The following is a 24,103-nucleotide window of genomic DNA, read 5'->3' as shown; positions in this document are numbered from 1 at the left end:
CCCCGCGGAGCGGGTACCCCAGCGCTGCGCGCTGGGAAGCGAACCCCCATGCTTCGCATGGGGGTTGAAGGTGCTTCGCACCTTCTGCTAAACCCGCTCCGCGAGTTTAGCAATTCCCTTGCTCCGCAAGGGAATTCGGATTTCCGCTGCGCTTCAATCCGGAAACCAATTCCCGCAAGCGGGAATTGGTTGGCCGTCCGCTGCGCTCCCGGCCAACCGGCTACGCCGGGCAGTAGCAGGAAGGGCTGCATCGCGTCTGCCTGTGGGTAGGATCACGAACCAGGACCGACCCCCACCCGAGAGAGAGCCCCTCAGATGAAAGCGGGCACCCCAACGGCAAACTGACCCGGAATCAACCGGACCGTTGACCAGAAGAAGAGTCCCAGTGTGGCCAGCATGCCAGCCACACACCCTCAACCAGCAACCGACCATAGCACACCAACACACACTATCGGCACCCCACATGAGCACACATCAGCCAAACTGATGCACCGACGCCATCCGCCCGCCTCATCAGGTGATGCAGAGGGTAGGATCACGAACGGATCCCGACCCCATACGCCAGGAAAGGAGATGCAAGAGAATGAAGGAAGAGATCCCACTCCGGCCACATCAGATTGAAGCGGTCGACGCCATTGTTTCGGGCCTCGATATCCCGCCCGGGAAGAAGATTCCACCACAGGGACTACGCGGAACCGTGGTGAGCGCGTGCGGTACGGGGAAAACCTATATCGGCGCGGCGGCGGTAAATCGGCTTGTGCCGCGGGGGCGCGTTTTGGTGTTGGTTCCGACGCTGGCGCTGTTGGCGCAGACAGTCAAAGAGTGGCGGGCGTTTGGGCATTCGGGCCCTGCGGTTGCGGTGTGTTCGCTTTCTGACGATCCGGGTTTGTATTCGCTGGGGGTGCGGTCGACGACGAGTGCGCCGCAGTTGGCGTTGTGGCACGGGCGGGGGCCGGTGACGGTGTACGCGACGTACGCGTCTTTGCCGGTGCTGATCGGCGCGCACGGGGGCGAGTACGGCTTGCCCATGGACGTGTGGGACCTGATCTTGGTGGATGAGGCCCACAGAACAAGTGGATCTCTGGGCAAGTCGTGGGCGGCGGTGCACGATCAGGAGTTGCTGCCGTCGATGCGGCGGCTGTACATGACGGCGACTCCGCGGATCTGGATGGAGCGGGAGCCGCGCCGGTGGCGCCGGGCGGAGGACGGCACGGAGATGCCGGCCGGGCTGGACCGGCTGCCGGAGGAGTTGGCCTGTTCGATGGATGACGAGGCCATTTACGGGCCGGTGCTGTTCGAGCTGGACCTCTCGGAGGCCATCGCGCGGGGGTTGCTGGCGCGGTATCAGATCGTGGTGGCGGAGCTGCGGGACGAGAGCCTGACGCCGGAGCGGCTGTATGGCGAGCAGCGGCAGGACGAGGCGGTGCGGGGGGAGCGGCTGGCGGTGCTCCAGGCGGCGCTGCTGGAGACGATGTCCGCGCACGGTCTGACGCGGTGCATCACCTTCCACCACCGCACCATCGAGGCGCGGGCGTTTGCGGAAGGGCTGGGCCGGGCGGTGAAGCGCCTGCACGCGCAGGACCCGGAGCGGCACCCGAAGGCGGTGTGGGCGAACTGGCTGTCGGGTGAGCACGATCCGGACGTGCGGGCGGACCGGCTTATGCGGTTCGGCGGCCGTGCCGGGCGGGCGGTGCTTTCGAACTGCCGTGTTCTGGGTGAGGGTGTGGATGTGCCGTCGGTGGATTCGGTGGCCTTGATCGACCCGAAGGGTTCGGCGGTCGATATCGTTCAGGCAATTGGCCGTGCGTTGCGGCAGAAACCGAATGAAGGAAAGCTTGCGACGCTGATTGTGCCTATTTTCCTCAGGCCCGACGAGACCGAGGAGGATATGCCGTATTCGGTTTCGTATCGGCCTTTGATCAAGGTTCTTTCCGGGCTTCGGGCGCATGATGAGCGGGCCGTGGAAATGCTGGCGATCCCTCAGGAGGATATGCAGCGGACGCCCGCAGAGCCGTCGTACCTGGGTGAGGAGCCCGAGGACGGTGAGGAGGAGCAGCGGGCGCTGCTGCGGTTCGGCACGCACCGTGACCCCGCTCTGATCGCCCGGCTTGTCCGGTACAACCTGATGGAGCCGGAGCACGCCAACTGGAAGGCGGGGCACCGGGCCGCGGTGGCGTACCGGCAGCGGGCGGGGGATCTGGCGGTGCCGTATGAGCACCGGGAACTGCTGTCGGACGGGCATTCCTTCCCGTTGGGGCGGTGGCTGGCCGATCAGCGGCGCAGTGTGCAGGCGGGCACGATGGCCGCACAGCGGGCGGCGGACCTGGACGAGTTGGGGATGGTGTGGGAGCCGTCCGAGGCGGCGTGGGAGGAGAACCTGGCGGCGGCGCGCGCCTACTACGCGGAGACGGGCACGCTGGCTGCTCCGGTCACGGCGACCGCGCTGGACAAGCCGGTCGGGCAGTGGCTGGCCAACTGCCGCAAGGACGGCGGTCTCGGCAAGGACCCGGAGCGAGCGGGCCGGCGGGCGGAGCAGCTGGCCGCGGTCGATCCGGACTGGCGCCCGGACTGGCCGGTGGACTGGCAGCGCCAGTACGCCGGGGTGGCGCGGCTGCTGGCGCTCGGCGCCGACGTGGCCGACATCGTGCCCGGCGTGACCTCATCCGGGGCGGATGTGGGGCGGTGGCTTCACAGGCAGCGCCAGCACGTCGTCTGGGAGGGGCTGGTGCAGGGGCAGCGTGAGCGTCTGACCGCCCTTGGTGTAAGGCCCCTCCTGCCGGAGCAGAGGACGCCCGGGAAGGGCTCCAGGGGCGGTTCTGGGGCGTTCGAGCGAGGGTGTGCGGCTCTGGCGCAGTACCGGGAACGTACGGGCTCTGTAGGGCCTATCAGCCGCGCCCACACCGAGGTTCTGCCGGACGGCAGTGAGATCAAACTCGGTGTGTTTCTGTCGAACACCAAGACCCGGCGGGCGAAACTGAGCACGGAACAACTCCAGCAGCTGGCCAGCCTCGGCCTGGAATGGGCGGCCACGTGACGCCCGGGGCACGGCGTCGTTGAACAGCACGCCCCTCATGCCGGGCCCCGGGGATGTCAGGACAGCCCCCGGGGCCCGTGGCATAACCAAGACCACAGGTGTGGTGCGCGGGGCCTTGCGCGAGGTTCACTCGACGGGTGGCCGTCCGGGGTCAGGGTGCCGGCTCAGGCGCTCACGGATCGCGCGCCGTTCGGCTTCTTCGCGAGCGAGGGCCCGCCGGTGGACTTCGGGGTCGCGGTGGGTCTCGATGGCCTGGCGCACGATCGTGGCCAGGATGTCGGGCGGCAGAGCCTCGGCCTGGGTGGTGGCGGTGCCGGAGAAGGAACGCCGGTCGGTCGCCTTCGGCGGGGCGGTCGGCAGGTTGTAGGTGGCGATCTGCCCGGAGGTGACCGCGACCCGCTCGAACTCCACCTCAACGCCGGCGGCCTCGGCGAACGCGATCACGTCCTCGGCGAGCGAGCTGAACATGTGCTCACCACTCGCGTCGTAGTCGCCGAGGTGCAGAACCCGGGTTCTCCGCTCTCCCTCCACTTCAGCCAGGATGCGGGGGTGTGTCGCGTGAGTACCGGCTGTCGGCTCGGCCCGGCCTTGTCGGTGCGGCCCCAGCGACTTGTACCGGTTGCCGCAGACCAGGCACGGGAGCGCCTCCTCGACCTCCCGCGTCGGGATGGGCCGTCTTGTACTCGGCATCGTCCCGGTAGGTGATCACGCCAGGGTCCGGGAGATCCATCAGTTTCTCGATGATCCCCGACACGAGCCAGCCACCGCCCCAGCGGACTGATCAGCAGGCGCTTACTCCGGCTGAGGGCCTCACGGAGCCCCCGTCACCACCAGCGCTCCGTCACTCGCCCGTCGGATCTCGACGACCCTGAGCGATCGAGGTGTTGTGTAGAACTGCAAGCCGTCGCGGTACAGGGAGAACTGATAGCCCTTGGCTCGCTCCAGGTTCCGGCGCTGCTGTGGATCCGCGGGCAGGGTGATCTCGATGAACCCATTGCCGTCGCGCCGGACTTCCCTGGTCATGACGTCCCCTTTGAAAATCATGAGGGTTCCGTCAGCGATGAGCTGGATTGTGTCGCCGCGCACCGGGTGGATGCCGGGGGTGCCGGTCATGCCGGCACCCCCGCGAGAGGCACTTCCGCGATCGGCCGCCACGTGATGTGCGTTCCGTCGTGCCACTGCTCGACGAGGTGGAGCCGGTCCACGTTCACGGTGGCGGTCAGCGGCTCCTCGATGTCCGCTAGGGCGGCTTTGAGAGCGACCGCCTCGATGTCCCCGGCTCCGTCCGAGGCGTAGGCGACGGAGACGTGGGGGTACCGGCTGGGCGCGGCCTTGAAACTGCTGCCGGTGCGGGCGGTCGCCTGGGTGAGGGCATCCACGATCTCGGTGAACGGCTGCCGCGGCCACCCGCCGATCTCGACCGCCATGACACCGATGGACGGCCGGTCGAACGTCAGGGTGAACGGCCGGACCGTCCGCGCGTACTCGGCGGCATCCGCGAGGAGTGCGTCCGTGTCGACGTCCCCTCGGCCCAGGCCGACGGCGTGCAGGAGAGTGCAGTGCATCCACTGCTCCGGAACTCCCGGCAGCCCCGGCCGGGCGAGCCCCTTGTACGGGGCGGCGAGGGCTCTCGCCTCCTGCGGTGTCGGCAGGATGTGCCAGTGCAGGTCACGTCGGCCCGCAGGCCAAAAACGCCCCACACGGGCGTAGAAGTTCTCCACTCAATGCCCCCAGTCGGATGTCCGGCGTCCCATCCTTGCCGCGGCACCCGGTCCGGCGCCACTCCCCCGCCTGAAAACGGTCCCGGGTCCTGCCCGGGACCGGTGGTGCCCAGAAGGGGTCAGGACAGGGCTGTGGGTTTCCGTGGCGGCGGGACGGACCGGAGGAGTTCCCACAAGGGGCGTGAGCCCGCTGCCCATGCCCCCAGGGTGTGGCGGTCGACCACGTGGAGCCGCTGCGCTTTGGCGAAGGCCACGGCCGGCGTGGTCACCCTGCCGTTCGTCACGATCACCGCGACGTCGGCGCCGTGCACCTGGCGGGCCGTGCCGTTGAGGACCCGAAGGTCCGGGGTGCCCACCGCGCCGCCGGCCAGGCCGTCGCGGCGGTGCTTGCACTGGATCACCCAGCGGCGCCCGAACGGGTCCGTCGCTTTCACATCCGCGCCCAGGTCCCCGCGGCCGCCCACCCGGACCGCGTCCCGGCAGCCGTCACGGCGCATCAGCTCCCGTACCGCGTCCTCGAACCGGGTATGGTGCAGCGCGTCCAGCTGCGCCAGCCCGTACCGCAGACCCTGTGCCCGCACCCGCTCCCAAGCCGCCGCCTCCTGACGCCTGTACAGCCAGCCCGCGCCCGCGAACACGGCGAGGACCAGGACCACGACCAGCACCCACCAGTGGACCAGCAGCCAGTGCACCACCGCCACCACCACCGCGATGCCCGTGCCCACTGCCAGGAGCAGCCCGAGCAGTTGCGCGTCCCGCTGCCGCTGCCGCTTACCCCGCCGCCGGGTCACCGCGCGTCCTTCGGCGACGGGAACTTGATGGGGTAGGACACCGTCGGCCGCGGCCGCGGCTGCACGCGCGGGGCCGGAGCCGTGTCGAACCGGACCGGATACTTCATCGTCGACTGCGGCCGCGGAACCTGTCCGCCGCCCGCCACGATGTTCCCGTTGCCTAACCCCACCACCGCCAGCACGATGAACCCTAAGACCGTCATCTCCCGCCGCGCGCCCGCCGCCCACCGCGAATGCGCCCGCACCGGTGTCCCGTCAGCACGCACGTACGACCGTACCCAGGGCATAAAAAAGCCTCCCCCTCGAAGCGAATCTCGCGTAACTACGCATCCTGACAGGGCCCACTGACAACGGGCCCGCGCTGCGCCACACAGGGTGATCATCAAAGGGTGTGTTCGACATCTGACCTGCAGAGTTCAGGCTTACGCCACTCTCGCCCCGGACCGTTCAGCCGTCGCTCGGTGCAACCCGCTCCGGGGCGAGCGCGGCCTCCAGCCGATCCAGGCGTTCGTAGAGAGCGCGGACGAGCCGGGCGCGGTTCTGGACGCAGCGCACGGTGCCCTCCAGCGTCGTGGAAAGGCGGCCTTCCGCCTCGCGCAGGACGACATCGGCGAGCGCCCGGGGCCCGCTGTCCTTGGGCAGCTGGCCCACGCGGCGCCGGACGTCGGCGGCGACCGCGCGGGCGTGGCCGGTCAGCTGGAGGCCAATCTGCTCGTAGTCGCGTGTTGCGAGCGTGTCCTCGCCGGTCCACGCGAGGACGGCCTTGACAAGGCACTCGTACGGTTCGCGGTCGAGCGGGAGTTCCGCCTCGATCAGGCCGGTGGGGTCGTACAGGACCGTATGGCTGCTGGTGTTCATGGCGGGCCTCGCTACTGGGGCGTCTTCGCGCGGGTGGCCGGCGGTCACCGCTGGGTGTCCTCGCCGCCGTCGGCCCCGTCGTCCTGGTCCTCGGTGTGCTGGGCGAGGAACCGGGCGAAGCCGCGGTCCGCGCGAGCCAGCAAGGCCGGGGAGGGAACGCCGTAGACGGGTGGCTGGCGGCCGCGGCCCGCCGGGGCCGGAGTAGTGGTGTCCGTGTGTGCGCGCATGGGGACCCGCCTCTCCGGCTGGTGGTCCGTCGGTGCCGTCGACGCTACGGAGGGCGCGGTCTGGAACTCAACGAGATTGCGGAAAATTGCGCGGGGTTATTCGAGGGCGTCGATCGCGGCCTGAATGCGGGCGCGGGCGGCGTCACCGACCGCGGCGATCTGTGCCAGGCCCATGAACGCTTTGGCGTAGTCGGCAAGCTCGCGGGGCTGCCGCACGCTGATCGAGGCGGTGAGGGTCTCGATCACCGTGTGCTGGTCGTCGTAGAGGTAGAACGCCTCCAGCGGCCAGACGGTGCGCGGGACGCCGAACGGGATGATGCCGAGCGAGACGGAGGGCAGGGGCATCACCGTGAGCAGGTGCGCGAGTTGGCCGGCCATCGTGGCGGTGGTGCCGATCCGGGTGCGCAGGACTCCCTCTTCGATCAGGACGACGAAGCGGTGGTCGCCCTCGTAGAGGAAGCGGGAACGGGCCAGGCGGGCGGCAACGGCTTCGGCGATGTCGTCGGGGGTGCCCTGGAATTCGGTGATGGAGCGCATCAGGGCTTCGGCGTAGCCGGCGGTCTGCAGGAAGCCGGGGATGACGTTGGAGACGTAGGCCCGGCAGGTGCGGGCGGCGGCGTTGCGGGCGAGGACGTCTTCCTGGGCGCGGCGCATCCCGGCGCGGTGCTGGCGGCGCCACTCCAGGTACATCGAGTCGACGGCCTGGTTGGTGGCAACGAGGTCGTCGGCCTGGTTGTCGGCTCCGCAGGCCCCGCACCAGGCGCGGATGTCCGCGTCGGTGGGGGCGGCCTTGGCACGCAGGATGCGGGAGGTCTTCGCCGGATGCCAGCGGCAGCGGGCCGACAGGACGCGCCCGTTGATCCCGGCATCGCGGATCAGGTGGGCGAGGCGGGCGGCGAGGGCTTCACGGGCTTCCTGCGCACTGGAGGACGGGGAGGCGGGCATGGCGTGCGGGGTCGTCCTGGTTCTCGGGTCAGACGGTGTACGCGGCGTGCGGGACCGCCCGCTGCCACACCGCCTCGAACGCGGCGGCGCACAGCGCGACGGCGGCCGGGTCGGTGGTGCGTTGCCTGCCGTCCTTCGCCCAGTCGCCGGTGCCGGTGAAGTGGTGGAACTGCACGAGTTGTTCGTCCAGGAGCCAGAAGTCGTTGCCGGGCAGCGCGATGTCGGAGGCGCGGCGGCGGGGCAGCCAGCGCACGTCCTCCCCGGCCTGGAGGTTGAGTGGGGTGATGGCGTGCTCGTAGCGGATGTAGTCGGTGACCGGCTCGGAGACGATCCGCGCGCGGCGCATGACCACACCGCGGGCGACCGCGTCCTGAACGAGCGGCATCCACTGCGGCCAGAACAAGCGGGCCGGATCGAGGTTCGGGACGCCGGTGCGCAGGAAGACCTCGAAGTCGTCCGTCTCGTCGCCGACCGCGTACAGGTCGCGCATTTCCAGGTGGACCGCCGTGTGCTGGGTGTCGGCGAGCAGCTCAGCGAACGTCGCGGTGTCCAGCTGCAGCACGTTCAGCGGCATCGCACGCCTCCCTCAGAATCGGCACCATGCGGGCCGGAATCCGGATCACCCGCTCGTGCGCGGGGATCCCCGTCTTGTGGCCGGCCACCCACTCGGTGGAGCGGACCAGGGCACGCAGGAGTTCGTCGGCTTCCTCGCCCTGGACGACCAGGTCCGCGCTCTCCTCCTCCACCCACACCGTGGGCGATCCCTCGCCGCCGGTGTTGGGGTCGATCCCGACGAACCGTAGTGCCATGACGGTCTCCCCTGTCGAGCGGGTTGCGGATAGTTGCGCACAATGACCGTCCCGCGCTCCCGTGTCGGCGGTCAAGGGCGCGAACTGCCACCCTGGCGTGAGGCAAGCGCGAAGCCCCGCACCGGTGCAGCTCATGCAGGACATCTACGAAACGCTGCCCGACCCCTACGGATTCGCCAAGGCACTGAACAACCGCGGCGAACTGCACGCGTTACAGGGACGCTTCGACGAGGCCCGCGACTGCTACGAACGCAGCCTCGTCCTCATGAGAAAGCACGGCGGGCGACAGGAGTTGGGAATCCTCCTGACCAACCTGGGCGCGGTCCACCAGGCGACGGGGCAGACGGACCGCGCGCTGGCCTGTTACCGCAGGGCCCTGGCCGCCCACCGGACCGGGGGCGACGTCCCGGGCGAGGCCGACGTCCTGATCAGCATGGGACGGGCACACGCCGCAACCGGCCGCCGGGGCGAAGCGCTGCTGCACCTCACCATGGCGGAGCAGGTGGCGATCAGCATCGACAACCCGTACGAGAAAGGCGTTGATCGGTACGGCGGACGTCCAACGCGAGTCAGGGCGGCTCGACATCGCCTTCAAGACCTATGACCGGGCCCTCGACGTGGCCCGGAGCATCGACTTCCCCCTGGGTACGGCCCAGGCCCTCGCGGGACTGGCCCGGACCGCCCTCCTGCTCCCCCGCGGCACCGAACGGGCCCAGCGGTACGGGGAGGAGGAGAGCGGCCGACGTTGACGTCGACCAGTTGAACTGACCTTGATCGGAGTGCTGGCTTGTATTGGCCTGGGAAGACTACCCTCCAGTTACATAAAGTGATCATGTTGTAGCCTTGCGTAAATTTTTTTCGGCTTTTCCCTAGACGTTTGAAGTGATTCGTGCGGCTTCAGAGGTGAGGGTCGCCGACTCTCCATCCCACGCAGCTCCATCGCGTGAGGTGTACCCGCGCGAGGAGTGCCGTTGGACGCGTCTGTCGCTACCGCGACTCAGCAGCTGAGGGCAGGACTGCCGCTCCAGCTTGAAGTACCTTACGAGGCATTCACACGTCAGCAGCGGGAGCCCTACTACCGCTACGCCTACAGCAAGCTTGCCTCGCAGACCGAGGCGCGGGAGGCAGTGAACGACTTTTTCGTGAAACTGCACCTCCGCTGGCAGGAAGCGTTGCGAAGCGACAATCTCGCGGCCTTCGCGTGGAAGATGCTGCACGACCACATCGTCGACGTCTTGCGGCGGCGCGACCGCCGGCCTACTCCGGTGGACACCGCGTTCCTTCCCGTTACGTCGGTTCTGTGGTCGGTGAACAGTGATCCAATTGACGCTGTACTCACCCGTATTGACGTGTACCGGGCATTGGCCGGGCTCCCGGAGCGGCAGCGGACCTGCTTCTGGCTGCGCCACGTGCTGGGGTACACCGCGGTGGAAATCGCGGATATCACCGGGATCAGCGCTTCTACCATCCGTACGCATCTGCAGCATGCCACCCGCCAACTTGCCCGTGCGCTCCAGCTTCAGGACGACTGGAGCGTTCCAGCTCCAAGGAAGGCACCGTGATGTCCTTTGTGGATGTCTTGCGGGAGTTGCCCATCGATATCCCGCCGTATACCCCCGATCAGATGGAAGAGGACGAACGGCAGTTGCGCCTGTTGATCAGCGCGGCTGTACTCCAGCGAGAAGTCGCCCGGAACATCCAGGTCCACAGTTGGCTGGTGCCGGCGTCCCCCGAGTGCACCGCGCTTCTGCTACAGGACGAAGACGATGTCACCGCCGGGCTGCCGCAGGCCGCCCATGACCGGGCAGCCGACGACCTGGTCGCTCTGTGCGAGCTGATCATCCAGCGGCCAGACGCTGCAGAGCATCTGAAGTCGTTCGTGGAGACACCAGGTGAGAGCCAGGGCGCCCTGGTCTTTGCCTGCCTGCTCCAGCTATGCGGGAAGGTGAGGAGTGCCCGCTTCTGGTGGCATTTCGCGGCAGGGGCTGGCAGTACGACGGCTGCCTACTGCCTGTTCCTGGACGGTCTTCTGCTCAACCGGACAGAGGAAGCGGTCCACTGCTACGAAAGGCTGGGCGGCGCGGACTTCGTCCAGGCCCAAGACAGTCTCTGGCCGCCTCAGGCCGGCCTTTCAGCCAGCCTCAGCAACGAGCTGCACGAACACATCGAGCAAGTCAGCCACGAGGACTTCGGTGTCATCGCGCTTCCCGGCCCGGGCCTGCCTGCGAATGTGGGCAGACAAGAAAGGAGCCTCAGATGACGGCCGGGCAGCCCCCCGAAGCTGCGTTAGGTGACCGTCGCCGGGAGGCTGCCGCTGCTTGGCGCCGACGCCAAGTCCAGCAGGCTATGGCGCCCATCAAACCAGCCAGAGTTGCCGTACCGACTTGCCGTCTCGTGACTTCAGCAGAACTTCGTTGCCGCTCGCTGTCTCTCGCTCCACCAGTTCCAGGAGTGCGACCGCTCGCCGGACCGTCTCCGTGATCGAGATGCCCTTGTGTTCCTTGTACCAGCGGAGCTTCTTGGCCGTGTCTTCGTTGATGTTCACGCTGAGCCGGGTTACCGCTGATTCGGCCGCGGTCCCCGCCGCAGGTGTATCTGTCGAGTTCTCGGGCATGCCAAGGCTCCTTGAAATAGAAGTGTCGCTCATGCAGACCTAGACACGACAACGTCCGGGCTCACAGTCCGCAACGATCCAGCGGAGGCTCCCGAACGGCTCTTGTGAATAAGTCAACGTGGCTTGCACATAAGCCCGAAGCAACCAACGTGCCCCGTTCACGCGTGTCCCCCCAACAGAGACGCGGCGCAAGCCAGCGTTAGCTCCAACCGGCTAGTGAAGCGGAGGTTCAGGCACGGACATGACCCATCATTCTCTCTCCCTCAAGCGAGCCGGATGGCGCTCGGTTACAGGATATGGTGCCGCGAGTCGCCCCACATGTCAAGTAAATCAGCATCCAGTGCGCCTCAGATACACTTTCCATGTGCACCAGATGCGGCAGACATCAACATCGAGTGCAGAAAAAACACACACAGGGTGTGGTAAGGTGTCGCCCAAGCACCGCTTGGGTGTCTCTGAGATCAACAGCCAGCACTGTCGCGCAGTGACCAACGGAGGGGGCACCCCGATGGCGAATGATCGGAAAACGCGCGAGGTGATTCACTACGGAACCTTGCTGTACGTCACACCCTTCCAGGAATGGCACAACGAGTTAGCGCTCACCCGAGTGCCCGAACGAACCTCCCACGGAACGGAGTTGGCCGGCCGAAGTACCACCGGCACCCTTGTGAGGAGCGATCAGCTGACACACGGCGAGTTCTACGAGGACCTCCCCGCCCCCGTCCACGCAGTCACCTGCGGACTCAGCCAGGAACGGCCGGTAGAGATCTGCCAGTGCCGGCAGGGCGAACACGAGTGACCGGGGCCGATACCACGCCGCCCCCGTCCCCAGACCTATGGGAAGACGAGATCCCTTCGACGGACAACAGCTTCCTGCAAGTCGGACCGCCCATCCCGGTGACCTCCAGCCACAAGGAGAACGAGTAACCCTTGGCCCCGTTATCGGAGGATGAAACGCCCTCCACCGAGACCTTCTTCATACTCAGGACTCCCCCCGCACGCCCTCCCTCCACCGGGGTACCGGCCGAGAGCCGGGGCGAGTTCGTCGAGGACGAGCAGCCCGGCTCCAGCGAGGCCGTCCACGAAGGCAGGCCGAAGAAGATCCTCGACGAGACCCGCCGAACACTCGCGGTCGGCATGCTGTGGCTCGTCGCGGCCATGGCCCTGCTCCCGACGATCGGCCTCGTCCTCACCCACTGGACCCACTTCGGCACCGACGCCTATCGCGAACTGAGCCTCGTGTTCACCCCGGTCGTAGCACTCACAAGCGCCGCCTTCGGCTTCTTCTTCGCCAGCGACGACCGAAACCGCTCCTAACCCCAAGTGGCGTGGTCGTCAAAGATGAACTCGCCACCATGCTCGGCCGGCCGCCCTTGAGGTCGTAGTCCCGAGACGGTGTCGGACGTCGCACGACCCGGTACGAGCGGGGCCGGCCGAGAGCCTGCACCGTCAGGCCGGGCAGCCGATGAGCGCATCGCACACGATCAGGATCTCCGGATCACCCTCGCTCCATTGCCAGCCGTGACAAGCCGTTCGACGACCTCGCGGAGCTGGCCTGCGGTGGCGGCGTGCAGGAGGGTGCAGTGCATCCACTGCTCCGGCACTCCCGGCAGCCCTGGCCGGGCAAATCCCCTGTACGGGGCAGCGAGGGCTCTCGCCTCCTGCGGTGTCGGCAGGATGTGCAGTGCAGGGGTCACGTCGGCCCGCAGGCCAAAAACGCCCCACACGGGCGTAGAAGTTCTCCACTCAATTGAGCAGATCGGCCTCCTGCTCACCGGAGCCGCCCGCGCGATCGCCAACGACGTACGCCAGCGCGCCGGCACACTGCCCGAAACCGACGGCCGCCGCCTCTTCGCGGAGACCGTCCTCGCTGAAACCGCCACCCTGGCCAAGCCCTCACGGGACCTGGAAGGCGTGCAGAGCAAGGCCCGCCTCCTGCGCGCACTGTACGGACGACTCGACCGACTCCAGCACGCTCTGCCCACCACAGAAGCAGCACCCACCAATCGTTAGTGGTCGGGTCGCCCGGGGGAACCCGACCACTTATCCGCTTCGAGACTCCAGCGGACCGCCGCCGCCCGGCCCGAGGGTCCGCCGGCCTTTCCGGCCGCCGAGGCCGCGGCGCTCGGCTTCGTCCAGGAGCGCGTCCGGCTCGGCCCGTTCGGCGGGCAGGAGACGCAGGCTCAGCTCGGTCGTCGGCGTGGTCCTGGACGTGGTCGGGCCGGTGCCGAGCCGGCGGCGCGTGGTGCTCATGCCCGGAGTATGCCGCCCCAAGTGCAAGAAGTGTGCCGCGTGCAGCTGGTCGTGGTCCTGGCCGTCGTCGTGGTCCTGGTGCTCGTCGGCGTACAGGCACGACTGAGGCCCGCACCGGTCGGCGCGGGCCCAGGGTTGGCGGTGGTCAGTTCGTCAGACGGCGGCGGGCAGACTCAATGCGCCGCTGGGCGCTCGATCGGGCGGGCGGGCTGGCCGGGTCAATCAGGGCTGCGAGGTCACCCCAGCTCATACCCGAGTCGCGCAGCTGCACGAGCAGTTCGTCAGCGCGGGCGGTGAGCTGCCGGATCTGGGCGAGGAGCCGGGCTGCCTCGGCGGCGGCATCCTGGGCGCTCACGACGCGTCCTGCGCGACTCCGTGGGCGGCGACCAGGGCGTGGGTGGCAGCGGCGTACGCGGCCTTGGCTGCCTCGGCGGCAAGTTCCGGGAGCGTCTGGATGGTCATGGTGTGGTCCTCTCTCGGGATGGTGGCGGGGTCAGATGCCAAGCAGACGGCCGGCCTCGGCGACGAGGTGCTGGTCGGCCGCCAGGGATGCCTCCCGCGCGGCATCCAGAACGGTGGTGGTGTCAGCACCGCGCAGCGCATAGGAAGCGTGGGCGGCGGCGTCGGCGGCCGGGCGGAGAGCCGGGAGCAGCACGGCGAGACGGACAGCGGGGGCAGTGATCGCGGCGCGGCTCGCGTGGCTGGCGGTCCTGGCCTCTGTCCAGTCCTGACCAGCCAGCCGCAGTGACTCGCGGTGCCACATCGCCGACCGGTGGGCGCTGACGGCCGCGACCAGGTCTGCCACGGCGTCCACGGCCGCCTGCCGCCGCGCGACGGTCTCCGTACCAACAAGCGCGGTCCGCTGCTGCCGCCCCTGGACCAAGGCGGACAGCGCGGCCCCGGCGAGCGTCCCGACGATGGCGATGATGGTGGCGATCACGGCGTCCCCCCCCTCAATGGTGTACGCATCTGCGTACAAGAGAGACTGTACGCACACGCGTACATTCGCGCAAGGGGGCGGCACCATCGGATCCGTGATGCAAAGGTGGGAGAGGGATCGGGGACGGTGGCTGCGTCTGGACGCAGCCACGGCGAGACGTTCACTGCCAAGACCAGTTGGCCGAGCGCGTCGAGTTCCGCTTGGCGGGTGAGGCACGACGCTGAACCTCTTGGCCTCGCCGGAGCACCTAGTAATGTTCGGTCACATGAGCATCCCTAGCCCGAGGGGGGAGCGAGAGAAACTAATCACCTCCCTCACCCCCGAGTTGCGCAGGCATCTGAAGATCCGTGCTTTCGAGCACGGAATGGACATCCAGGACGCGGCTGAACACGCCATCAAAGCCTGGTACGAAGCCGATGGCCTCCCCGAGGCGAAGACCGACGGCGCGAAGACCTGGGGCACGTTCCTCCCCGTCGGCGAACCCGACAAGTTCAAGGGAATGTGTTCGAGCCGAGGGGTCACCTACGTGCAGGGGTTGGCGCAGGCGCTGACCATGTGGCTCAGCAACCACCCATCGCCTTCCGCTCCGCTGGTGTCCCAGCCGGTGGTGCGGATCATAGTGGCCAATCAGAAGGGCGGCGTCGGCAAGACGTTTCTCTCGTCTGGGATCGCCCAGGCGCTGGCGGAGGCCGGCCATCGTGTGCTGATCGTCGACTACGACCCGCAGGGGCACCTGACCGCTGAGCTCGGCTTCGAGGACGTCATGTACGAGGACGACGTCGAGACGCTGATGATGCACATGGACGGCACGGCCAAGGGCGACATCCACGACCTCCTGGTCGCCTTGGACCAGGAGCGGTTCGGGGAACGGCTGCATCTGCTCCCCGCGTCGGACGACGCGTTCTTGCGCGACGTCATCCTGTCCAAGGTCAGCTTCAGCGAGGCCGCGCTTGAGCGCGCCCTGGAGCCTCTGGAGGAGGACTACGACGTCATCATCGTCGACGGCCCGCCCAGCCTCGGTCTGAACATGGACACCGCGCTGTACTACGTGAGGCGTCGTGAGGGCGAACTCGCCGACAGGTCCGGGGTGCTCACGCCGGTCTGGGCGAACAAGGCATCCCACCGGGCGTTTCGGCTCCTCAGCCGTCAGATGGACGACCTGTGCACGAAGGGCCGGATCCAGGTCGACTACCTGGGGCTGATCATCAATGCGTACGACAGCCGACGCGGCAAGCTCGTCCAGCAGAACAAGGACGAGTGGGAGAAGAGCAGTTCCCCGCCAGTCCTCGCCGTGATCGGTGACCTGAAGGACGGCCGCGAGGCTGCCGATGGTGAGATCCCGCTGCTGGAGTACGCCCCTGAGAGTGAGCACGCGCAGGTGATGCGCGACCTGGCGAAGGAGATTGCCGTATGACGCCCCCTCAGGAGCGGATCACCCGCGGGTTCAACATGGGTGAGGAGGGAGACGGCGAGAAGAAGGCAGCACCGCGCCGGATTCGGACCCGGCAGCAGATCATGAACGGCGAAGGCAAGCGGCCCCCCGCAAAGGTCGAGCTCAGACTGCTGGCCGGGAACCCCTTCAATCCTCGCGACGAACTCACCGAGATCGAAGAGACTGCAGATTCGCTGCGCGCCAAGGGGCAGATCCAGCCCGTCACAGTGGTGCGACGTGCGGTCTTCCTTGGCGCACACCCCGGACAGGAAAGCAAACTCGGCGACGAAACCGAGTACGTCGTCATTGACGGCAATCGGCGCTTGGCCGCCGCCGAACTCGCTGACCTGGCCGAACTGCGGATCGATGTCAACGACGATCTCGCCGCAACAGCCGCGGACATCGTGGAGTCTGCGCTGATCGCCAACATCCACCGCGTGGACCTCCCTCCCATGGACCAGGCGAAGGCCATCCAAGAACTGGTGCAGATCCACGGGTCGCAGGGCCAGGTAGCCAGAAGGCTGGGCAAGACCCCAGCATGGGTGTCTCAGCGCCTGGCACTCCTGGAACTCACACCCGGGCTCCAGGAACGGGTAGAGACGGGCGAGTTGAAGGTAGAACCCGCTCGCCGAATCGGCCGGCTCCCCAAGGAGAAGCAGGCGGCCGAGGCGAAGAAGGTCATCGAGGCCGCCAAGGCCCCGCGCCAGCGTCGCGAGCCTGCGGCGGAAGACGTCAGCGACGCCTCAACCGTTAACGGCGTTAATACCCCCGAAGACGCGTCGGCGCCGGGCGTCACGGCGGACCCAACCGTTAACGCCGTTAATACCCCGAGGGCCCAGGACCCCGAGGTGTCCGTGCAGGGCGAGGCTGACGGGCAGCCCCGCCGACTGCCGTACGACGATGCCTTCTCTGTAGTCACCCACCTGCACCTAAAGATGAAGCCGATGGTGTTCGAGGACGGAGCCCGCGTGTGGCTGAGGATCCTGCGAGAACAGCACCCCGACGCGTACAGCGCACTGCTCCAGGAGCTCGCCCAGCAGGAGCAGCAGCCCGTCTGACACTGGCCTGAAACGCAAAGAAGGCCCGTACTCCTCGCGACGTCGCGAGGAGTACGGGCCTTCGTCGTGCTCAGCCGGGTCGCCCGCACCCTGGCGGGGTGCGGGCTGTGTCATACCGGCCAGTGCCGGGTGGGCTGGCTTGGGCCGCCCCGGAAGTGACGTGACCGAACGGCTCAGCCGCCGTCTGTGCTGTTTGTCCAGCGGTGCCCGTTGGAGCACCTGAGCGTGTGGTTGCTGAGCAATTGGCAGGGCCCGCGGTCCTCCCACGCGTGGGTACCTGCGACCGCGGGCTGACCGCACCGCCAGCACTCCCAGCCCGCCAGCTCGTATGGCTTCAGCGGGCGGGGCTCTGTCGACCGCGAGGCCCGCGCTGGCGTCATGCTGCGGGGCGTGGCCGTGCTCTCCGGCACGAGGAGTTCGACGGGTTTGGCCTCTGCGTCGGAACGCTGCGGCGCGGGCGGACTGATCCAGTGGTCGGCCCGTAGCGCCCACTCCTCCAGCCGTAGCCGGGAGCGAGGAACGGCCCGGCCCACGCACCATGCCGCCGCCCCGACGGCGACCGCGGGCACAGCAGCTGCCCACCACGGCATGACATGCAAGCCGACAACGCCGCACAGCAGCGCCAGCACGAAGGCGGCTACCGCGTCGGCGTAGAACAGCAGGGCGCCCACCGTAAAGGCGACCACGTTCCTGAATGACCTCAATGGCTTTCCCTTCGTGTCAGGAGGCGGGGACGCAGGTCGAGGACGAACTCAGCGCCGACGACGTCGACCAGGCGGAGCCGGCCGTGATCCTCACCGCGGCCGCCGTCACAGCGCGAGGCCACCGGCGGCCAGGGCGAGGAGGGCCAGGGCGGCGAGCGACAGATCGACCGCGCGCCGCAGCTGGGTGAACTTCCGCACGGCGAGGATGGACAGGACCCGGATGACGGCGGCTCGGGTGTCGCCGTCCATGCAGGCCCGGATCTCGTCCTCGTCCAAGCGCGCCCAGTACGGCCAGGACGCCCGGTCGTCGCCACACTGGCGGGGCCGGACGACCAGGAGCAGCAGGACGGCGGCCGCGCCCAGGGCGAGCAAGGCGAGCGCGCCGAAGACCTTGGTCACCGGTGGCAGGTCCTTGCCGGCGACGGATGCGAGACCGGCAACCGCGGCGCCGTTGAAGGCGAGCAGTAGAGATGCCTTGCCGTCCGTGCGTGAGATCTCGCCGGCGACCGCGGCGCAAGCGGTGTCCAGGTTCTTGTCTACGGTCGAAGGCGGGGCCGTGAGGGGTGTCATGTGCGGGGGTTCTCCTGTCGTGACGTGGCTGAGGGGCGGCCCGCATGGTGCTGCGGACCGCCCCCTTGGTCGTGGGTGTGGAAGAACGGCGGTTCGCCCGGCCAGGGACCAGCGGCCGGGAGCTGGAGACTCGGCGCGCGCCGGCTGGCCCGGCAGGTGCTCCGGCCTTGATGCGCGGGGCTGGAGCGGTCGGACCTCGTCAGTCGCGTGCCGCCTGCAACGTCTTGAGTTCGCGGATCGTGGCGCACGGTCCGCTCGTTGCGCACATCGACTCGTAGGGCGTGACCGGGTTGTTCGTCCCGTAGATCTCGTTCGCGATCTTGGTGACGGTCAGCATCATGTTCGGGTCGGCCTTCCGGCACTGGCTGTTCTCACCGCCGACGCCGTGCCGCTCTGCGCTGTGGATGTGCTGCCGGGCCTGCTGGGCGGCCCACCTGCGGTCGTCGGGGCCGTGGTTCTCGTGGACCTTCCCCGAGTCGTGGAAGGTGTCCGCGTGGCAGTGGGTGCAGTGGAAGGTGACGAGGGGGCGTTTCGGCCTGTCCTTCAGCCATGATCCGTGGAACTCGTAGACGATGGCGTCGCCGCCCATGGGGTGCGCGAAGGTGGTGATGATGCCGCGCCCGTCGGGGTTCCACGTGTTGTCGGGGATGAACTGCTCCCACTCATCGGTGTTCGGCCACTTGTCGTAGGTCTGCCCTTGCGAGACGTCGAGGGGCTTGGACGGGTCCTTCTTGTACTCGGTGATCTGCTCGATCGGGCCGACGTACAGGCGGGAGTGCTCCTCGCTCTCCAGGAACGCGAGTCCGTATCCCTCGGGGCGCCGGCACTCGGACGGAAAGACCGACTGCATCGCCTCGAAGTCCTCGTGCCGCGGCGTCAGTAACCCGGTCATCGAGATCCTGTACCAGTCGGCACGCGTCACGCGTGTGGGGTTCGTCTCGCTGACGTAGTGCGTGTTCACGGGCATGAAGCTCTCCTTGGATGGCTGGCGGTGTTGGCAGTCAAGCAGCAAAGGGCGGCCGCTCAGGGGCGGCGGCGGTGTAGGTGGAAGGGGCGGCGGGGGTGCCGTCGTAGCACTCCAGACACGTGCCGAGGGACTTGAGCGGGAGGCAGAAGTGGTAGCGCCGCCAGCACTTGGGGCAGGTCTGCCGGGCGGCCATCGCGCGATCGAGCGCCCACTCCTGAGCGAGCGTCGGGACCCGTTTCGGCCGGGTCAGACGGAGGTCGTAGAGCCAGGCGCGGCGGCGATGGGTGCACGACCGTTGCGGCGTGTAGCGGCACTGTGCGCAGCGCAGGATCGCTACCGGTTCGTGCCCGGGGCTGACGTGACGGTCCCTGAGCTGGCGGCGGGTGACGAGGTGATCGGGGCACGCGCCGCGGTCGTACTCGGGCAGCCCCTGGGCGCCGCGTGGTAACCGGTCCTCCGGGCAGCGGCAGCGTGCACGACGGCACATCATCGTGTCCAGGCGGCAGGCAGCCGTACAGGCCGGTGCGAGTAGCAGGGGCCGGGACACTGCGGGCGTGGCCGACGGATCCGGCGGTGTGGGCGGGGAATGAGCACGGGTGGTCTCCTCCGGGACAGCACCGCACACCGCCGGGTTCGAGTTCCGGCGGGGCGCAGTGGTCAATCGGGGCCCCTCGGTGGTGCGTGTGGGGTTAGGCGGCGAGGTAAAGCCAGGCGGTCCCGTTCTCGCTGCGGTGCTTCAGCAGACCGCGGTTCTCCAGAGCAGTGACGGAGCGGGCGTTGACCCCGAGAGCCCGGAAGGCGTTGAGGCCGTTTCCGACCCGCCCGCCGTTGGCGCGGATCTTGTCCAGGGCGTCCTGCATCTTCGGCGTGAGCTTCGCAGCGGGCTTCACATTGACCGGGGCGAGGACGACACGCCGGCCGTCCTTGTAGGTGATGTCGTAATGCCCGGACTTTTCGGAGATCTTGCGAACGTGCGCCCGGATGGTTACGCGGTCCGTCATCGCCGCGTGGCCCTCGTTAAGGGCCTCCTCGGCAGTCACGCGGGTGGTGGTGCCGTCCTCGGTGCGCTCGTAGACCTTGGTCATTTTCGTTTCCCATGCTCTCCGTGAGTTTCTGTTTAACAATAATGACGCGCTCCGCATCTCTTGTCAATCCATCGCGGCAGATGGATGCTAGATTCTGTTAAACACTTACTGAGGGGGAGTGATGGGACGGCCCGCCACCGGCCAGACCAAGGTCATGGGCTTCCGCCCGCCCAAGCCGCTGCGCGACGAGTTCGAGGCCCTGGCGAAGACCGACGGCCGCTCGCCCTCGGATGCGCTCATCGAGGCCATGCATGACTGGATCAAGAAGAAGCACCGTGAGCACAACACGGCGCCGCGATCCGAGAACGAGGCTGGACTCGACTGACCTGCGTTGACGTGTCGTTGTCAGTGCCACTGTTCACCATGGACGGTCATCAGCGAGTTGACGGTGACATGGGGGACGTATGCCTCAGCACGATGGCGGCGGGGAAACACGAACGCTTCAACGGCACCCTGAGACCGTGAGTCCGGCCGGATTCCGTAGACGCGGTGGCGTTCCGGTGGGATGCGGTGGTAGCCCTCACGTCCCGGGTAGCGATGAAGGCCCGTCGTGCGGCGTGGTCAAGCGCGGTGGTGGATGGGGCCGGATGGCCTGTCCGGTCCTCGTGGCCCACGCCGGAGCGCGGCAGCACGAGGACCAGGCGGAGCACCCGGAATACGGCATCGATGGTGCCCTTGCTACTCGCCCGCGCCCCCAGGGGTACGGGCCAGCAGCAAGGGCGTGGAGGAACTGGTTAGAGATCGGAAGGAAGTTCCATACCGGTCTCCGCGTCGTAGGCGATGCCGGTCGGAGACAGACGGACGGTCCGGGACTCCGCCCGCGCCCCCTCCCTCCAGGACCTCCCGCCAACCGCTATCCGGACCGTGACGTCAGCTAGCGGATCGGTGACCGGCAGCGCGATCTCAGGAGCCTTCGGGTACCAGCGGTCCTCCCCTCGGGTGGTGTAGGCGCTCTTACCGGCGCCGTCGATCCGCAGATACTTGGCGTTGCGGTCGGCATAGGAGCGCAGTTCCACGATGACGCGGTCCCTGTCGTGGTTCCACTGGGCCACCAAGTCCGCATCGACGCCGTCGATTTGGATCGACGCCCCAGACCTGCCCTTGTACGTGGCGGCTTTCTCCTGGCGGTCCTTCTGGTGCTGGGTGTCCTGCGCGTGCTGCCACACGCCTGCGGCGCCGATGGCCAGGGCTGCAGTTGCCGCGATGTAGGGCCAGGTGCGCCGACGTGGGGGTGCGGCGGGTGCGTCGTCGGGTGCCGCCGGTGCGGGCGGCTGCGGCTGGGGGCCGCTGTACCACGCCTGTGTGCTGTCGGCGGCTCCGGTCTGCTCGAACCATTCGACGTCTTTGCCCATGCGGGCGACGGTAGCGCGCAGTTGGGCTGCCTGGTCGGGGCTTCCGCCCAGTTCCGCCACACGGGCGCGGGTGGAAAGCCAGGAGGCTGCCTGGTCGGAGTTGATTCCGTGGGCGGTGATGTCCTCTCGTTCGCCGATGGCGGCGAGTTGGGCGGCCTCGCTGTAGCGGCCGTCCATCGCGGCCTGGAGGACGTCGTGGTGGCGGGTGTCGACGACGTCGACGACGTTGGGCGGCATGTCCCAGTCCCAGTCGCCCTCACGGCCGCTGTCGCTGTCGCTGTCGCCCGGGTCCTGCTCGACCGGCGCCGGCGGTTCCCCGTCCGGGCCGGGGGCTTCCTCGTTGCCGTCCGGGCTGGGCTCGCCGGCTGTTTCCTGTTCGACGGCCAGGTCCTGCGGGTCGTGGGCGACGGCCTGCTGTGCTTTGCGGCGTCGGGATGAGGTGTCGGTCAGTGTGGCCTCGTCGTCGGTCAGGACGGTCTGGATGATGTCGACGTAGTCGGGGCCCACCTTCCACACGGCCTGTCCGGGGCCGAGGGTGGGGATGGTGTCGACGGCCCACTGGGGCAGGCCCAGCAGCGTGCCGACGATCGCGGCTTCCTCGGGGTTCAGGCGTCCGACGTGGGCGATCTCGCACAGGCGCGCCAGGTCCTGGGCTTTGCCGTCGCCGAGGTCGGACAGGGTGTGCATCACCACGTCCAGGGACAGCGCGGCTTTGCGGCTGTTCTTCAGCTGTCGCTGGATCAGTTCGGCGGTGGCCGGGGAGAGCAGGATCTGCCATGCCTCTTCGAGGACCAGGTGCCGGTGGACGGCGGACGACTGGGGCAGCCATACGTGCTCCGCCCAGCAGGACACGGCCGCCATGAGGGAGGGGATCGCCGGCGAATTGCGGTCCAGGCCGGTGAAGTCGAAGCTCAGGATCGGCAGGTCCGTCTCGGGCAGGCTCGCGTCCTGGCCGTCGAACAGACCGCGCAGGGAGCCTTCGGTGTAGCGGGACAGCGCGATCGCGGCGCCCTCGCCCCACTCAGCGAGTTTCGCGGCCGGCCACCGGCCGTCCTGGGGGAGGACCAGGGCGTCCACGAGTCCGTTCAGCGAGGTCGCCTTCGGGTGGTTCAGGGCGTGCTGGAGGGCGTGGGTGGCCTGGTACGTGAGCGCGCCGGGCTCGACTGCCAGGATCAGCGACCGGACCAGCTGCTCACGGACGGCGGGCGGGAACAGTTCGGAGCACGGGTTGAGGGTGAAGGAGCCGGCCTCGATGACGCGGCCCCCCAGGGCGTGGACGACGGGCCGCCACTCGCCGTTGGCGCCGTCCTCGCCGAAGGAGTCGATGACGACGGCCTGGTGCCCGTGGTGGAGGATCTCGCGGTGCATCCGGGCCTTCGCCGTCGTCGACTTGCCGGATCCGAGGCCGCCCAGGGCGAGGGTGTTCGTGGACGGCAGGACGGCGGTGTCGGCCAGGACGGGGGAGAGGTGGAACGCGCGGCCGTCCAGCAGGGACCGGCCGATCGGGATGCCGGGGAAACGGGTGCTGGAGGCGACGAGCGGCGTGGTGATCGCGGCGTGGCTGGAGGGCAGGCGGATCATCAGAGGATCGCCCCTTTCCTGGTGGCGGCTCCGTGGGGGGTGGTCATCACGTGAGCGCGGTGCTGCTGGCCGGTGAGCCAGTCGAGACGGATGCGGTGCCGGTCGGCGGTGAGGGATGCCTGCCAGCGGGCGTCGGTGACGGCCTCGGGGCTGTCGCCCCACACCGTCATGTAGGCGTCGAGGTCCACGAGGGTCGCGCCCTGGACCAGCGCGCCGCGCGTGGCGCCGCTGGCGATCTCGTGCTCAGCGGCCTTGATCTTGTCGGCGGTGAATGCCTCGCGTGCTGCGTCCTGGAACTGCACGGACCTGCGGGACTGTCCGGCCGGCAGCGGCCGGTACAGGACGGCGAGGGACCGGTCGGCGGCGAACAGTGCGTCCTGCCGGTCTGCTTCCCCGTCGCCGAGGAGCAGTTTCGGCATGAGGGCGCCGTCGGTCTCGGCTGGCCATCCGGTGATCCGTGCCGTGGCCGCGTACCGTCCGTCGTCCAGGCCGACCCAGCCGGGGCCACGGTCGGCGACCGCGGGCAGCGGGGCGGGCTTGAGCGGCATCAGCGTGCCGAGCCGGGCGAACTCGCCTTCCAGGGTGCCGATGATCCGGCCGGGCTGCCCGGCCAGCCCCTTGGGCACGTGGACGGAGACGGTCTGGGTGTGGGTGGTGCAGTCGGCGACGGTGGCGTGGTGGGTGACGTGGACCTGGATGCCCGCGCCGCGGGCCTGCCCGCCCGCGAAGGTGAGGGCCCGGGAGAACGCGTCGTGGAAAGCGGCCCGGCGGTGGGTGTCCTGCATGGTGCCGTGTCCCGGGTACAGCGCCCAGGTGGCCGTCGTCCCGGGCTGCGCGGTCATGGAGTCGGGCACCGTGCGCTCGCGCAGGTGCCGGTAGCCGACCGCCGCCCACCGGGCGATCGAGCGCGGCCCGGGCGCGAGGTTGAGCACGGCCGCGGCGGCGCCGACCGCGCCGAACGTCCATACCGGGGGAGGGGTGAGCATCGCCGAGATCAGCACGGCGCTGCCGAGGCCGGCGTTCGCTTTCGTCAGCAGGGTCTCGGCAGGGCTGAGCCCTCGCTGGAGGGCAGGGATGCGGTAACCGGGTGCCAGGGAATACACGGGACGGTGCTCCTTCAGGTCTGTGGCCCGGCTGGGCCTGGCCCCGGCGCTCACCCCCT

Annotated in this window: 32 protein-coding genes; 11 read left to right on the top strand and 21 right to left on the bottom strand. The window is 68.5% G+C overall.

From position 1 onward, the window contains the following. The first annotated feature begins 583 nt into the window (after positions 1–583). Entirely contained in the window at positions 584–3,034 is a 2,451-nt protein-coding gene (locus ACFY2B_RS42770) for a Helicase associated domain protein (RefSeq protein ID WP_390768485.1), read from the top strand. 126 nt (positions 3,035–3,160) lie between these two features. Here ACFY2B_RS42770 and ACFY2B_RS42765 read toward each other — a convergent pair whose 3' ends face one another. The 10 genes from ACFY2B_RS42765 to ACFY2B_RS42720 all read right to left on the bottom strand — a co-directional run bounded on the left by ACFY2B_RS42765 (position 3,161) and on the right by ACFY2B_RS42720 (position 8,385). Next, a complete protein-coding gene (locus ACFY2B_RS42765) occupies positions 3,161–3,565 on the bottom strand; it encodes a hypothetical protein (protein WP_390768484.1) in 405 nt (134 codons plus the stop codon). A gap of 279 nt (positions 3,566–3,844) precedes the next feature. After that, positions 3,845–4,147: a hypothetical protein gene (locus ACFY2B_RS42760; RefSeq protein ID WP_390768483.1), complete on the bottom strand. Its 303-nt coding sequence runs from the start codon at positions 4,145–4,147 to the stop codon at positions 3,845–3,847. After that, complete coding sequence (locus ACFY2B_RS42755; RefSeq protein ID WP_390768482.1) at positions 4,144–4,755, bottom strand: 2'-5' RNA ligase family protein; 612 nt, start codon at positions 4,753–4,755, stop codon at positions 4,144–4,146. Before ACFY2B_RS42755 ends, ACFY2B_RS42760 begins: the two co-directional genes overlap by 4 nt. Positions 4,756–4,874: 119 nt before the next feature. After that, positions 4,875–5,546 (bottom strand): restriction endonuclease, encoded by a 672-nt coding sequence (locus tag ACFY2B_RS42750; RefSeq protein ID WP_390768481.1) that lies wholly within the window; start codon positions 5,544–5,546, stop codon positions 4,875–4,877. Further along, on the bottom strand, positions 5,543–5,812 hold the full coding sequence (locus ACFY2B_RS42745; protein ID WP_390768480.1) for a hypothetical protein: 270 nt from the start codon (positions 5,810–5,812) through the stop codon (positions 5,543–5,545). The genes ACFY2B_RS42750 and ACFY2B_RS42745 overlap by 4 nt, the downstream gene beginning before the upstream one ends. A gap of 181 nt (positions 5,813–5,993) precedes the next feature. Further along, positions 5,994–6,404 carry a DUF6415 family natural product biosynthesis protein gene (locus tag ACFY2B_RS42740; protein WP_390768479.1) on the bottom strand — a complete coding sequence of 137 codons (411 nt, stop codon included), beginning with the start codon at positions 6,402–6,404 and terminating at the stop codon, positions 5,994–5,996. A gap of 44 nt (positions 6,405–6,448) precedes the next feature. After that, on the bottom strand, positions 6,449–6,631 hold the full coding sequence (locus ACFY2B_RS42735) for a hypothetical protein (RefSeq protein ID WP_390768478.1): 183 nt from the start codon (positions 6,629–6,631) through the stop codon (positions 6,449–6,451). 96 nt (positions 6,632–6,727) lie between these two features. Continuing rightward, entirely contained in the window at positions 6,728–7,576 is an 849-nt protein-coding gene (locus ACFY2B_RS42730; protein ID WP_390768477.1) for a DUF5753 domain-containing protein, read from the bottom strand. Between the two features lie 28 nt (positions 7,577–7,604). Next, positions 7,605–8,150, bottom strand: a complete 546-nt coding sequence (locus ACFY2B_RS42725; RefSeq protein WP_390768476.1) for a DUF6879 family protein — start codon at positions 8,148–8,150, stop codon at positions 7,605–7,607. Then, a complete protein-coding gene (locus ACFY2B_RS42720) occupies positions 8,107–8,385 on the bottom strand; it encodes a hypothetical protein (protein ID WP_390768475.1) in 279 nt (92 codons plus the stop codon). The genes ACFY2B_RS42725 and ACFY2B_RS42720 overlap by 44 nt, the downstream gene beginning before the upstream one ends. Positions 8,386–8,518: 133 nt before the next feature. Between ACFY2B_RS42720 and ACFY2B_RS42715 the strand changes: the two genes are divergently transcribed. The 4 genes from ACFY2B_RS42715 to ACFY2B_RS42700 all read left to right on the top strand — a co-directional run bounded on the left by ACFY2B_RS42715 (position 8,519) and on the right by ACFY2B_RS42700 (position 10,645). Continuing rightward, positions 8,519–8,989, top strand: coding sequence for a tetratricopeptide repeat protein (locus tag ACFY2B_RS42715; RefSeq protein ID WP_390768474.1), 471 nt, complete (start codon positions 8,519–8,521; stop codon positions 8,987–8,989). A gap of 13 nt (positions 8,990–9,002) precedes the next feature. Further along, positions 9,003–9,134: a hypothetical protein gene (locus ACFY2B_RS42710; RefSeq protein ID WP_390768473.1), complete on the top strand. Its 132-nt coding sequence runs from the start codon at positions 9,003–9,005 to the stop codon at positions 9,132–9,134. A gap of 222 nt (positions 9,135–9,356) precedes the next feature. Further along, positions 9,357–9,947 carry an RNA polymerase sigma factor gene (locus tag ACFY2B_RS42705; protein WP_390768472.1) on the top strand — a complete coding sequence of 197 codons (591 nt, stop codon included), beginning with the start codon at positions 9,357–9,359 and terminating at the stop codon, positions 9,945–9,947. After that, positions 9,944–10,645, top strand: a complete 702-nt coding sequence (locus tag ACFY2B_RS42700; protein ID WP_390768471.1) for a hypothetical protein — start codon at positions 9,944–9,946, stop codon at positions 10,643–10,645. The genes ACFY2B_RS42705 and ACFY2B_RS42700 overlap by 4 nt, the downstream gene beginning before the upstream one ends. Positions 10,646–10,741: 96 nt before the next feature. On the opposite strand, the gene ACFY2B_RS42695 is transcribed toward ACFY2B_RS42700, so the two are convergent. Beyond that, a complete protein-coding gene (locus ACFY2B_RS42695; RefSeq protein ID WP_390768470.1) occupies positions 10,742–10,930 on the bottom strand; it encodes a hypothetical protein in 189 nt (62 codons plus the stop codon). A 553-nt stretch (positions 10,931–11,483) separates the two neighbouring features. Between ACFY2B_RS42695 and ACFY2B_RS42690 the strand changes: the two genes are divergently transcribed. The 3 genes from ACFY2B_RS42690 (at position 11,484) to ACFY2B_RS42680 (ending at position 13,012) form a co-directional block, all read left to right on the top strand. Continuing rightward, the gene (locus ACFY2B_RS42690; protein ID WP_390768469.1) at positions 11,484–11,798 is read left to right on the top strand and encodes a hypothetical protein; all 315 of its coding nucleotides are present in this window, start codon (positions 11,484–11,486) and stop codon (positions 11,796–11,798) included. Between the two features lie 131 nt (positions 11,799–11,929). Further along, a complete protein-coding gene (locus ACFY2B_RS42685) occupies positions 11,930–12,316 on the top strand; it encodes a hypothetical protein (RefSeq protein ID WP_390768468.1) in 387 nt (128 codons plus the stop codon). 360 nt (positions 12,317–12,676) lie between these two features. Further along, positions 12,677–13,012, top strand: coding sequence for a hypothetical protein (locus ACFY2B_RS42680; RefSeq protein WP_390768467.1), 336 nt, complete (start codon positions 12,677–12,679; stop codon positions 13,010–13,012). Positions 13,013–13,042: 30 nt separating this feature from the next. Here ACFY2B_RS42680 and ACFY2B_RS42675 read toward each other — a convergent pair whose 3' ends face one another. From ACFY2B_RS42675 to ACFY2B_RS42665, 3 genes are all read right to left on the bottom strand, one after another. Continuing rightward, a complete protein-coding gene (locus ACFY2B_RS42675; RefSeq protein ID WP_390768466.1) occupies positions 13,043–13,252 on the bottom strand; it encodes a hypothetical protein in 210 nt (69 codons plus the stop codon). Positions 13,253–13,397: 145 nt separating this feature from the next. Continuing rightward, the gene (locus ACFY2B_RS42670) at positions 13,398–13,607 is read right to left on the bottom strand and encodes a hypothetical protein (RefSeq protein WP_390768465.1); all 210 of its coding nucleotides are present in this window, start codon (positions 13,605–13,607) and stop codon (positions 13,398–13,400) included. Between the two features lie 138 nt (positions 13,608–13,745). Beyond that, positions 13,746–14,192: a protein kilB gene (locus ACFY2B_RS42665; protein ID WP_390768464.1), complete on the bottom strand. Its 447-nt coding sequence runs from the start codon at positions 14,190–14,192 to the stop codon at positions 13,746–13,748. A gap of 265 nt (positions 14,193–14,457) precedes the next feature. On the opposite strand from ACFY2B_RS42665, the gene ACFY2B_RS42660 reads away from it, so the two are divergent. Beyond that, on the top strand, positions 14,458–15,606 hold the full coding sequence (locus ACFY2B_RS42660) for a ParA family protein (protein ID WP_390768463.1): 1,149 nt from the start codon (positions 14,458–14,460) through the stop codon (positions 15,604–15,606). Next, the gene (locus ACFY2B_RS42655) at positions 15,603–16,682 is read left to right on the top strand and encodes a ParB/RepB/Spo0J family partition protein (protein WP_390768462.1); all 1,080 of its coding nucleotides are present in this window, start codon (positions 15,603–15,605) and stop codon (positions 16,680–16,682) included. The genes ACFY2B_RS42660 and ACFY2B_RS42655 overlap by 4 nt, the downstream gene beginning before the upstream one ends. 173 nt (positions 16,683–16,855) lie before the next feature. On the opposite strand, the gene ACFY2B_RS42650 is transcribed toward ACFY2B_RS42655, so the two are convergent. The 5 genes from ACFY2B_RS42650 to ACFY2B_RS42630 form a co-directional block, all read right to left on the bottom strand. Continuing rightward, positions 16,856–17,368 (bottom strand): hypothetical protein, encoded by a 513-nt coding sequence (locus ACFY2B_RS42650; RefSeq protein ID WP_390768461.1) that lies wholly within the window; start codon positions 17,366–17,368, stop codon positions 16,856–16,858. Positions 17,369–17,491: 123 nt separating this feature from the next. Then, positions 17,492–17,956 (bottom strand): Pycsar system effector family protein, encoded by a 465-nt coding sequence (locus ACFY2B_RS42645; protein ID WP_390768460.1) that lies wholly within the window; start codon positions 17,954–17,956, stop codon positions 17,492–17,494. A gap of 199 nt (positions 17,957–18,155) precedes the next feature. Next, on the bottom strand, positions 18,156–18,923 hold the full coding sequence (locus tag ACFY2B_RS42640; RefSeq protein WP_390768459.1) for a hypothetical protein: 768 nt from the start codon (positions 18,921–18,923) through the stop codon (positions 18,156–18,158). A 34-nt stretch (positions 18,924–18,957) separates the two neighbouring features. Further along, the gene (locus tag ACFY2B_RS42635; RefSeq protein WP_390768458.1) at positions 18,958–19,413 is read right to left on the bottom strand and encodes an RRQRL motif-containing zinc-binding protein; all 456 of its coding nucleotides are present in this window, start codon (positions 19,411–19,413) and stop codon (positions 18,958–18,960) included. 199 nt (positions 19,414–19,612) lie between these two features. After that, the gene (locus ACFY2B_RS42630) at positions 19,613–20,008 is read right to left on the bottom strand and encodes a hypothetical protein (protein ID WP_390768457.1); all 396 of its coding nucleotides are present in this window, start codon (positions 20,006–20,008) and stop codon (positions 19,613–19,615) included. A gap of 121 nt (positions 20,009–20,129) precedes the next feature. On the opposite strand from ACFY2B_RS42630, the gene ACFY2B_RS42625 reads away from it, so the two are divergent. After that, positions 20,130–20,333, top strand: a complete 204-nt coding sequence (locus tag ACFY2B_RS42625) for a hypothetical protein (protein ID WP_390768456.1) — start codon at positions 20,130–20,132, stop codon at positions 20,331–20,333. Between the two features lie 409 nt (positions 20,334–20,742). On the opposite strand, the gene ACFY2B_RS42620 is transcribed toward ACFY2B_RS42625, so the two are convergent. Both ACFY2B_RS42620 and ACFY2B_RS42615 read right to left on the bottom strand, forming a co-directional pair. Then, positions 20,743–22,941 carry a hypothetical protein gene (locus ACFY2B_RS42620; RefSeq protein WP_390768455.1) on the bottom strand — a complete coding sequence of 733 codons (2,199 nt, stop codon included), beginning with the start codon at positions 22,939–22,941 and terminating at the stop codon, positions 20,743–20,745. Beyond that, on the bottom strand, positions 22,941–24,044 hold the full coding sequence (locus tag ACFY2B_RS42615; RefSeq protein WP_390768454.1) for a hypothetical protein: 1,104 nt from the start codon (positions 24,042–24,044) through the stop codon (positions 22,941–22,943). Before ACFY2B_RS42615 ends, ACFY2B_RS42620 begins: the two co-directional genes overlap by 1 nt. Positions 24,045–24,103 lie beyond the last annotated feature (59 nt).

It is taken from the genome of Streptomyces sp. NPDC001270, assembly GCF_042896695.1.
Taxonomy (GTDB): Bacteria; Actinomycetota; Actinomycetes; order Streptomycetales; family Streptomycetaceae; genus Streptomyces.
Note: the sequence above shows the minus strand (reverse complement) of the source record. Positions and strands in the feature narration are given on the sequence as shown.